The organism is Neobittarella massiliensis (ex Bilen et al. 2018) (assembly GCF_014269355.1).
Taxonomy (GTDB): Bacteria; Bacillota; Clostridia; order Oscillospirales; family Ruminococcaceae; genus Neobittarella; species Neobittarella massiliensis.
In genome coordinates, this window is sequence record NZ_JACOGI010000004.1 from 34,603 (window position 1) to 44,497 (window position 9,895).

Annotated in this window: 8 protein-coding genes; 5 read left to right on the forward strand and 3 right to left on the reverse strand. The window is 57.5% G+C overall.

Annotated features, from left to right (window positions below):
• The first annotated feature begins 7 nt into the window (after positions 1-7).
• The gene (locus H8K20_RS13235) at positions 8-874 is read left to right on the forward strand and encodes an MBL fold metallo-hydrolase (RefSeq protein ID WP_186488761.1); all 867 of its coding nucleotides are present in this window, start codon (positions 8-10) and stop codon (positions 872-874) included.
• Between the two features lie 66 nt (positions 875-940).
• Positions 941-1,360 carry a PPC domain-containing DNA-binding protein gene (locus H8K20_RS13240; protein ID WP_154867995.1) on the forward strand — a complete coding sequence of 140 codons (420 nt, stop codon included), beginning with the start codon at positions 941-943 and terminating at the stop codon, positions 1,358-1,360.
• Between the two features lie 405 nt (positions 1,361-1,765).
• Here the strand turns inward: H8K20_RS13240 and H8K20_RS13245 are convergent, their stop codons facing one another.
• Entirely contained in the window at positions 1,766-2,872 is a 1,107-nt protein-coding gene (locus H8K20_RS13245) for a DNA alkylation repair protein (protein ID WP_186488763.1), read from the reverse strand.
• A 139-nt stretch (positions 2,873-3,011) separates the two neighbouring features.
• On the opposite strand from H8K20_RS13245, the gene H8K20_RS13250 reads away from it, so the two are divergent.
• The gene (locus H8K20_RS13250; RefSeq protein ID WP_186488765.1) at positions 3,012-3,848 is read left to right on the forward strand and encodes a class I SAM-dependent methyltransferase; all 837 of its coding nucleotides are present in this window, start codon (positions 3,012-3,014) and stop codon (positions 3,846-3,848) included.
• A 178-nt stretch (positions 3,849-4,026) separates the two neighbouring features.
• On the opposite strand, the gene H8K20_RS13255 is transcribed toward H8K20_RS13250, so the two are convergent.
• Positions 4,027-5,250, reverse strand: coding sequence for an AI-2E family transporter (locus H8K20_RS13255; protein ID WP_186488769.1), 1,224 nt, complete (start codon positions 5,248-5,250; stop codon positions 4,027-4,029).
• A gap of 257 nt (positions 5,251-5,507) precedes the next feature.
• Between H8K20_RS13255 and H8K20_RS13260 the strand changes: the two genes are divergently transcribed.
• Complete coding sequence (locus H8K20_RS13260; RefSeq protein WP_243206577.1) at positions 5,508-6,797, forward strand: HlyC/CorC family transporter; 1,290 nt, start codon at positions 5,508-5,510, stop codon at positions 6,795-6,797.
• Between the two features lie 69 nt (positions 6,798-6,866).
• Here H8K20_RS13260 and H8K20_RS13265 read toward each other — a convergent pair whose 3' ends face one another.
• A complete protein-coding gene (locus H8K20_RS13265) occupies positions 6,867-8,042 on the reverse strand; it encodes an RNA polymerase sigma factor (protein ID WP_186488772.1) in 1,176 nt (391 codons plus the stop codon).
• A gap of 216 nt (positions 8,043-8,258) precedes the next feature.
• On the opposite strand from H8K20_RS13265, the gene H8K20_RS13270 reads away from it, so the two are divergent.
• The coding region (locus tag H8K20_RS13270; protein ID WP_186488775.1) for a hypothetical protein at positions 8,259-9,895 on the forward strand (1,637 nt) is incomplete at its 3' end.

Here is a 9,895-nt window from a genome sequence, read left to right on the forward strand (position 1 = left end):
AGCTCCCATGTCTATCCAAGTCACCCTGCATATCCTCATGGATAACCAGCCCGCCCCCGGCCGGGAAGAGGAAGGCCTGGTCTGCGAAAACGGCTTTAGCTGCCTGGTCACCGTGACCGAGAATGGCCGGCAGCATAAGCTGCTGTTCGATACCGGTGACAGCGGCCGCTTTCTGCAAAATGCGGCGCAGCTGGGGCTCGACCTCTCGGCGGTCGAGTACGTGGCGCTCTCCCACGCCCACTACGACCACACCCGTGGCTTTTTGGCCTTTGCCGGCATGGGCTACGACTATAAACTGCTGGTGCACCGCTACTTTTTTACCCCCAAATACTGGGATCAGGAGCACAGCTACCTGTATGTGGGCAATGCATTCGGGCAGGAGTATATCACCCGCCACCACATTCCCTGCGCCATGATCTCCCACCAGACACACCCGGTGTGGGAGGAGGGGCACACCTACCTCATATCCGCCTTCGACCGCACCTGTCCCTTCGAGCCGCTGGACAGCTGCCAGCTGCAATCCCGCGGCGGCGAGTACTGCCTCGACGACTTCCGCGAAGAGATGGCTCTGGTCATCGAGGGGGCAGATGGCCTGGTGGTGCTCAGCGGGTGCAGTCACAGCGGGCCGGTCAACATCTGTCAAACTGCTGCCCGACGCTTTGGCAAGCCGGTCAAGGCCTTTGTGGGCGGTACCCATCTCATTGCCGCCGACGAGGAGCGAGCTGCCAAGACCATCGAGTACTTTAACCGCTCCGGTATCGAGACTGTGGGGGTCTGCCACTGTACCGGTGAGTTGGGTCTGGCTGCCTTTGCCGATCACTGCCCCCACAGCCAGCATATCGGCGTGGGCACGGTCCTGCGGTTCGAGATATAAAAGACAAGATACAATAAGGCGTAATTCAAAAAAATATTACTAAAAGTAAAATAAGGAGGAGATCAAATGACTTATCAAGTGCTGGGCGATACCATCGCTCTGCGGCTGCAGATCGGCGAGGAGATCATCACTTCTATCACTGCGGTCTGCGAAAAAGAGCACATCACCGCCGGTACCATCAGCGGCCTGGGTGCCGCTGACCACGCGGTGGTCGGGCTTTACCGGGTGGGGGAGAAGAAGTATTTCCCCACCGAACTGGACCGGGATATGGAGATCACCTCGCTCATCGGCAATATCTCGCAAATGGATGGCAAGGTCTACCTGCACATCCACGCCACCTTTGCCGACGACACCGGCCGCGTATTTGGCGGCCACCTGAACGAGGCCACCATCAGTGCCACCGCCGAGATATTTCTCCGCCGTCTGGACGGGACGATCGGCCGCCGCCACGACGCATCTATCGGCCTCAACCTCATGGACGTGTAGAGCTTTCGGGCGGCACCGTTCCTCGAGCGGCCGGGTCCGCAGCGCTGTCGGGGAGCACCGGTGCGGTACATGGTCCGCACCGTGCCCCCGATCTTACCGGTAGCCTTCCCAAAATGTTTCGATTAGACCCTATAAAATACGGGAGAAACAGGTGATGTGTATCCGGCGTGCCCGGCACCGAGCGATCAGCGGTGCGGCCGGAAAAGAGCGGCAAAGATCAGTAGCACAGGTAAAACAGACTGCGTTGGCAGTTCTGTTTTTGTGCCTTACCTCTTGATCTACTGCTGCTATCATTTTGTCCATCGTCTCGAGCAGCTGCAGAGAGGTATCTGTGGCTGCTTTCTTTTTATCGGGTAAAAGCGGGCCCGAATATCGGCGGTACATCGTATCTGCCTGCCGATCAGGCTATTTTGCTGCCAATACCTCAAAATGCAGTACATCCTGCTGGGTGCCGCCGATGATGAGCGCAATAGAATGCGTTCCAGGATAGTGGCTTCTCGTGCTTAGATCGGCGAAAGAATGCGTTTTGTCGTAGCGCTTTCTCTGTCCCGCCTTTAGGGATATCTCGGATATAAAAAATATTTTGCGGCTCTTTTTGCCGCCCGCCTTTACATAATCGATGCTGTATTCCAGCCGTAACCGAGCTGCTCTTTTGGCCTCTATACAAACGGAAAAAGGCAGGCTCTCTCCGATCGAGACGGCCGATGCCCCCAGTGAAAAGTCGATAATGTCTACACAGTCGACAGCAGAAAGGCCAAAGATATCCAGCGCGCCCCGATCGCCTTTTTTAAGGAGAGATCGGCACCCGTGTTTTACGATCCAATCGGTATATGGGTGCTTTCCGTACCACTCTCTGGCGATCGTTACGACCAGGTCGGGATGTGTTTTAGATATATCATTGAGATTGTTGGCCACGCTTTTGCGGACATGGACCGATGGATCGGTCTTCAGCTGTTCCAGGATGCCGAGCACTGGCGACGGATCTTTTTTAAAGCTGGGCAGCGCCTGGCCCCAGGGCAGTTGTGGGCGGCAGCCCTCGCTGGCCAGCCGCCGCACAAATGCATCTTCATGACCGGCCCAGATGGACATCTGCCGCATCATGCGTTCTTCGTGATGTATGATAAACGGCCTTACAGCAAATTCGGCAGTAGCGTAAGGGGTATACCGCTCTAAAGCCGCCATCGACAGGTCCCAGTTACACACATCCTGCCCATATACCTCAACATAATCAGGAAAACATGCACAGGCATTTTGGTGAAATCCGATGGGATAACGCACGATGACCTGATCCATAATAGCGAGCGCCCGGCCATAATCTGCCGGTAGATACCTGCCCAGGTAAATGGTGACACGCCGCATACGCTCTTTTAACTTTCGTGCGTCCCAAATGTCATCTATGATGTCGGCAATAAAAGCAGCCGCTTCGAATGTGGGATATACGGCCTTTATGCGCAGAGCCAATTCGTGGAGCACATCAACATGATAGTATTTGTTTTTCATCAGGTCTGGCATATGCTCGTCCCTTCAAGTCACGCTGCAAAAACACTTCTGCATGCCTGTAAAATATGGCCGCTTTTTAAAAGAGCGAAACGGTACACATTGTCAAAAAACGATCTTCATACCCCTTTTTATCTGGAGAGGAAAAACTGCGATGTATCATCAACTAGCCGCCTGCCTGCAGCCCCCGGCCACCGCCTACGCCCCCAGCGATGTCAGCATCTGGACCGACGCGCACATATCCAGCCAGATGCTGGCCGCCCATCTCGACCCTTCATTTGATGGCGCCAGCCGTCCCCATCGGTTTATCGACCGCTCGGTGGCGTGGATCAAAGAAATATTGCCCCCACAGGAGTACCGGTCGCTGTTGGATGTCGGCTGCGGCCCCGGCCTGTACGCCGAGCGGTTCTGCCGGGCGGGATACCGGGTCACAGGTGTCGATTTTTCATCCCGCTCCATAAACTATGCGACTGCTGCGGCCCAAAAACAGCGGCTGGATATTCGCTATGTCTGTCAAAACTACCTCCAGCTGTCGTCCCGTGCCGCTTTTGATCTGGCTACACTCATCTACTGCGACTACGGCGCTCTTTCGGGCGAGGATAGAAAAACCGTACTGCAAAAGATCCACCGCGCACTAAGACCCGGTGGAAAACTGCTGCTGGATGTATTCTCCATGCGGCAGTACAGCGACTTTACCTGTGGCCGCAGTTGGGAAGACCACCCCGCCGGTGGATTTTGGAGCCCCGCTGCACACCTGGAAGTAAACAGTGCCGGCTACTTTGCCGACGATCTCACCCTGCGCCAAACGGCCGTCATCACCGAAACCGAGATACGCCGCTTTTACCTGTGGGATACCTACTTTACCCGCGAGAGTCTCGCCGACGAAGTGCAGGCCGCTGGGTTTGCGGTGTGCGCCTGCTACGGCGACGTATCCGGCGCCCCGTATCGGCAGAGCAGCCCAACGCTGGCGGTACTGCTCACAAGGCAGTGAACAGGCGCCGCCCATCGCCGCCCCGCCCGCGGCAATAGAGAGCAAAAAAGAGCACGGCGTTTTCGCCGTGCTCTTTTTTGTAAAAGCCTCGATCAAGGCCCTAAGCAAAGCCCCGGCGTACCGGCCAAGCGGCAGGGCCGGTACATAATTCCGCATACCGGTCTCGATCCGCGCCCGCTCAGCGCTCAAACGTCTCGGCCACCGTCGGCCTGACGGGTACGTCCTCCTCTACCGGGGCCACCGGCCCTGCGGCTTTGTAGGTCTCGGCGTCGGTGGGCATGCCGCGCTTTTTAAGCCGCTCCTCCACCAGCGATTTGGTAAGCACATAGATGACCGAGAACATGGGCACCCCCACGACCATGCCCAGCACCCCCAAAAAGTGCCCGGCGATAAGGATGGAGAACATCACCCAAAAAGCCGAGAGACCGGTGGATTGCCCCAGGATCTTGGGCCCCAAAAAGTTGCCGTCGAACTGCTGCAGCGCGATGACGAACAGCACGAACCACAGTGCCTTGATGGGCTCGGCGATGAGGATGATGAACGCCGCCGGTACCGCGCCGATGATCGGCCCAAAAAAGGGGATGATGTTGGTCACCCCAATGACCACGCTCACCAGCAGGGCAAACGGCATCTTCATCAGGCTGCAGCCCACAAAACAGATGATGCCGATGATCAGCGAGTCGATCAGCTTGCCCGATAAAAAGCCGCCAAAGGTGCGGTGGCTCAGGTCCACCACCGATATGGTCTTGTCGGCAGTACTGCGGCGCACCGTGGCGTACAGCAGCCGCTTGGCCTGCGAGCAAAAACGCTCCTTATTAAACAGCAGGTAGATGCTGGCCACCAGCGCCACTAAAATGTTGAGCACAAACGACCCGATCGAGAGCGAAAAGTCCAGCAGTTTGGGCAGCGTCTGCTTGGCGATATCCAGCGCCTGTACCAGGTACACCTCCCACGAGGCGAACAGGTCGGTGACCTTGGCCGGGTCAAACGAGTGCTCGGCCAGCGTGGTGCGCACCAGCGACTCCAGCTGTTTGTACCAGCCGGGTATGTACTCCAGCAGCGTGCGCACGCTCAGCACCACCTGGGGCAGCACCACCGCAATAAATGCGGCCACGATCAGCAGGGCCATCGTGTACACCAGCAGCGCCGCCACCAGCCGCCGCAGCCGGGGGCTGCGTATGCCCTTTAGCCATTTGCGCTCCAGGTAATTGAGCGGGGTGCTCAGCACGTAGGCGATGGCAAAGGCGGCAAAAAATGGCGTCAAAATACCGCTGAACTGCTGTATCGACTGGGCGATGCCCTTAAAGTTGATGCACAGCACAAACAGCAAAACACCGGTGCACACCACCACCACGCCCGGCAGCGCCCGGTAAAAGATGTGCGAGACTCTTTTTCTGTTCATAGATAGAGACCTCTCTTTGCAGATGTAAAAAACATACAGTCCCAGTATACGATGAAACGCCGCCAAACACAACCTGCCCGGCCGTTTCTCGGCGCCCGGCCGTTTTCCAATATTTTTTGGACGCGGTCTATCCTGTAGTTTCTCTTGCAGCATAAGCGGGTTTTTGCTATAGTAGAAATGATACGAACAAATTTCAAGTAAGGGCTATTTGCACGCCCGCCACCAACCGTCATCATAAAAAAGGAGTGTTACCTACATTGGAAGATGGCAGTATAGGCCTGTTTATCATGCTCATCGTCGTTTTAGTTGCACTGTCGGCATTTTTTTCGGCGTCCGAGACCGCGCTGTCCACCGTCAACCGCATCCGGCTCAAAAAGCTGGCTAAAGGCGGCTCAAAAAAGGCGTCGCGCGCGCTCGACGTGGCCGAGCAGTTCGACAAGGCGATCTCCACCATCCTCATCGGCAACAACATCGTCAACATCGCCTCCGCCTCTATCGGCACCGTGCTGTTCACCGCCCTGCTGGGCGCCAGCGGCGCGGGTGTGTCCACCCTGGTCATGACCATCGTGGTGCTCATTTTCGGCGAGGTGCTGCCCAAGTCGGTGGCCAACGAGTACTCCGAGAGCTTTGCCATGTTCTCTGCCGGCACGCTGCGGGTGCTCATGAAGGTGTTTGCCCCCTTTGTGTGGATGTTCAGCAAACTCAAAAATGTGGTCTCTAAAAAGCTGCAGGGCTCAATGGGCGAAGTCACCGCCCAGCCCTCGGTCACCGAAGACGAGCTCAAAGTCATCGTCGAGGAGATCGGCCAGGAAGGCGTGCTCGAGAGCCAGGAGAGCGAGCTGGTGCGCTCCGCGCTGGAGTTCGACGAGATCACCGTCAACGAGGTGCTCACCCCCCGCGTCGACGTGGTTGGGGTCGAGGTGGGCGACGATATCGACGAGATACGCGACCTGTTTTTTGCCGAGCGGTACTCCCGCATCCCGGTGTACGAAAAAAACATAGACAATATCATCGGCATCCTCAACCAGCAGGAGTTCGTCATGCGCCTGTGTAAAGGCCAGAATTTTAAGGTGGCCGATATCCTGCAAAAGGCGCTGTATGTGCCCCCCACCAAAAATATCTCGCAGCTGCTGCGCGAGCTGCAGCGCGAGAAGTTGCACATGGCCGTGGTCACCGACCAGTACGGCGGCACCCTGGGCATCGTCACCCTCGAAGACCTGCTCGAAGAGCTGGTGGGCGATATCTGGGACGAACACGAGGAGATCACCTACTCCATCATCCCGGTGGGGGAGGACCTGTACGAGGTCAGCGGCGACTTAAATGTCTACGACATGCTCGAGAAGCTGGGCTTTGACACCGACGGCTACGATTTCGACGCCACCAGCGTCAGCGGTTGGGTGCTGGAGGAGTTCGAGCACATCCCCCAAAAAGGCGAGCGCTTCACCTTCGAGAATCTGGAGGTCGAGGTCACCCAGGTAGACGACCAGCGCATCCTCAAGGTGCTCATCAAAGTCGCGCCCCCGCCGCCAGAACAAGAGGATCGATGACCGCTGCATAACCCAGCAGCAGATAAAAAGAGGGCCGCCCGGCCAGAGCGGGGCAGCCCTCTTTTTTATTTAGGCCAGGTCCATGTGCACCGTGCCGGTCGATCCGTTGCCCAAAACGTCGGTCGCCTGCACCGTGTAGTCGCCCGGCGGTATAGAAAACACAGCCCTCTTGGCCGCCCGGTCCAATTTGCCCGGGTATATACCGCCGTCGCTGCCCACACAGGTCACCGCCTGCAGGTCGCTGTCATCCGCCAGCTGTAAAGTCAGCGTGCTGCCGTCTTGCATAAAGTGCAGCAGCTGTGGCCCCCGGCGGTCCACCCCCTGCACATACACCGCCGTTTGGCTCTGGGTGCCGCCCGGCGACCGGGCCCGCACCGTGTATTCTCCCTCCTCGGTCACGGTGGCGGTGTATACTGCACCGCGGCGCCGCTCGGTCAAAGCCACGGCTTTTCCACTTGGCCCGTACATCTGTACCCGGTTGTTACCGGTCAGCCCGCGCGGCTGTATTTGTACGGTTTTCTGCCGCGCCGGCTGGCTGTCCTGCACGGTGGCCTGTATGTCGATCGGCCGCAGCGTGGCCGCCGCCCCAAAGCAGCAGAGTATCGCCGCTATCCCCGCCGGCAGCAGCCGGCGCGCGGCCCGCCCTTTATCTCCGGCCGGGCGCGCCGCGCCCCAATGCAACAGGGGCAGAGGGAGGGGGAGGAATACAAAGTGCAGCCCCTGCCGCATCTTGTCCAGCGCCGCGCGCAACAGCCGTTTTACCGTCCGCTCCGAAAGGTGCATCCTGTCTGCCACCTGGGCGATCTTCAGCTGCTCAAAGTAGCGCAGGGTCACCGCCTCCAGCTCGTTTTCGCTCAGCCAGCCTAAAGCGGTGCGCACCGCCTCGCGGTCGTCATAGGCGGCCACCGGGTCGCGGCGGTCGGCGATGTCCTCCAGCTCTCCTGCCCCCTGCACGCGCTCGGTCTCCCGTGCCTGTCGGCGGCGGTAGTTCATGCACAGGTTATAGGTGATGCGGTTTAGGTAGGCCACCAGCCCCCGCGGCTGCGACAGCCGCCCAATATTTTGCCATAACACCAGGTACACGCCCTGCAAAATATCGTCGGTGGCCTTGTCGTCGCCCAAATAGCGCCGTATCTGTCCGGCCTGCATGGGGGCGGTGGCGGCATACAGCGCGTCAAAGGCGGCCCGGTCGCCCCGTCTGGCGCGCACCAGCAGCTCGCCCAATTGCTGATGGGTCAATTGCATACGATCTTCCCCCACTGTCTTAACGAAATATATCGCCGGCACAAACGGCATACCGATGGCAGATATGCTGCTATTATAACATTGCCGGCCTGCAGATTCGACAAAAAACACCGGTATCCCATATTTTACAAAAAAGTTGTCCCTTTTCCCCGCGCCCCGACATTATAGAAATGTAGCGTGTCATATCTGTGTGTGGAAAAACAGGAGGGAACGATCATGTCGATAAAATTGAACAAGAGCCGACTGTTGGCCGGCCTGCTGGCGGTGGCCCTGTGTGTGGGCAGCCTGCCGCCGGGGCTGCCAGCCGTTTCAGCGGCCGCAGCCGAAGACGATTCCAGCAGCGAATTCGTGGGGAGCTTTGACCTGCAAGAGATATTTGACTACAGCCACCCAGAAGAGGACACAGCAGGTGTACTGGGTCTTTTATCTGACGGCAACAGCTGGCACGCGGCTGATGTAAAGTCTTATTGGGACCACCCACAAAAGCCCGAGACAAGATATTATACCGGTTCAGGCGTGTCGAGTAAAAATCTCCTCTCTATGAACGCCAGCTGGGAGATCGTGGCCGAGACCGAGATGAAACTGCACCCCAGCCTTACCTACTTAACAACGACGATGCATTTGATACCGGAAAAACCACCGGTCACAGCTACTGACCAACAAATTAACCAGTATTTTGTGGTAGGGCTTGATGGCAACCGCAACCAAAAAACAGTATCCTCATGGAATTTTCACAGTGTTAACGGGGTAGACAAATTTGATAGCTATACAAACGACGATGGCCTCACCGCATCCGAGATGCAAACGAAACAAAATATAACGCTGGCTTATGACCATGATACGAAAAAGCTCACCTGGGGGTTGGATAACCGCCATATTACTGTTGAGCGGAAGGCCAGTATCGCCAATACGGATAAGGCGTGGTTGAGCATAAGCGGTTCAATTATCTGGAATAAAACGAGCGCCCTGCCCACCGATTCAACAGTAGACCTGGCCTTTAAATCTGCCCGCTACACCCACTATGCGCCGCAATTCGTCAGTACCAAGCTGCTTGGCACCGACGGCAGCGAAATGAGCGACGAGCAGAAAAAGCAGCTGAAAGACGGCGATATAGTCACCGTGCAGGCCATCGTCAAAAACACCCACCCCGACGCCGGGCAGGAAGTAGTGTACGACCATCTCACCATCGTCCCCCAGAGCGACGACAAATACAAAAAATATCCCACCGCCGGGCTGGATATCCTCACCGCGGCCGAGGGCCAGCAGATCGTGGTAGACGGCAAGCCCCTCACCGAAGATATCGATGTAGCTGCCGACGGTATACCATTCGGCTGTACCGCCGCCGGCAATACCATCACCTATAGGGTAAAGATAAACAACCCCCAAAATAAAGCTGTCACCGTCGGTCAGGTCATGAGCGACGACTTCTTCGGTTCCCGCCAGTACTCTGGCACCGAACTGGTGCCCGAACAGCCGCTCATTCCCTACGACCCTGCCGCCCCGGAAGAGGAACAGCTGGAGCCGGGCAAAGACTACCACTACATCCGCACCCCAGCCAACGAAAACGGCTGGAACAACGGGGACGTGAAGATCGAGTTCTGCCCCGGCGACTTCGACCGGTTCGGCATCACCGACAGGCAAAATACCGGCGACAAGGTGCTGCTGGACGAGACGAACAAGGTCCAGCAGTACACCGACGAGCTCTCCGGCAAGCCGGTGTACCTGCAGGCCGAGAGCTCCAAAGAAAACGCTGTATCGGTAAAAAAAGAAGACGAGATCAAGATCGATAAGACCGCCCCCGGTCTTGCCGCCGCCAGCACCGACCTCACCCTCACCGACAGTCTCTCCGGCGT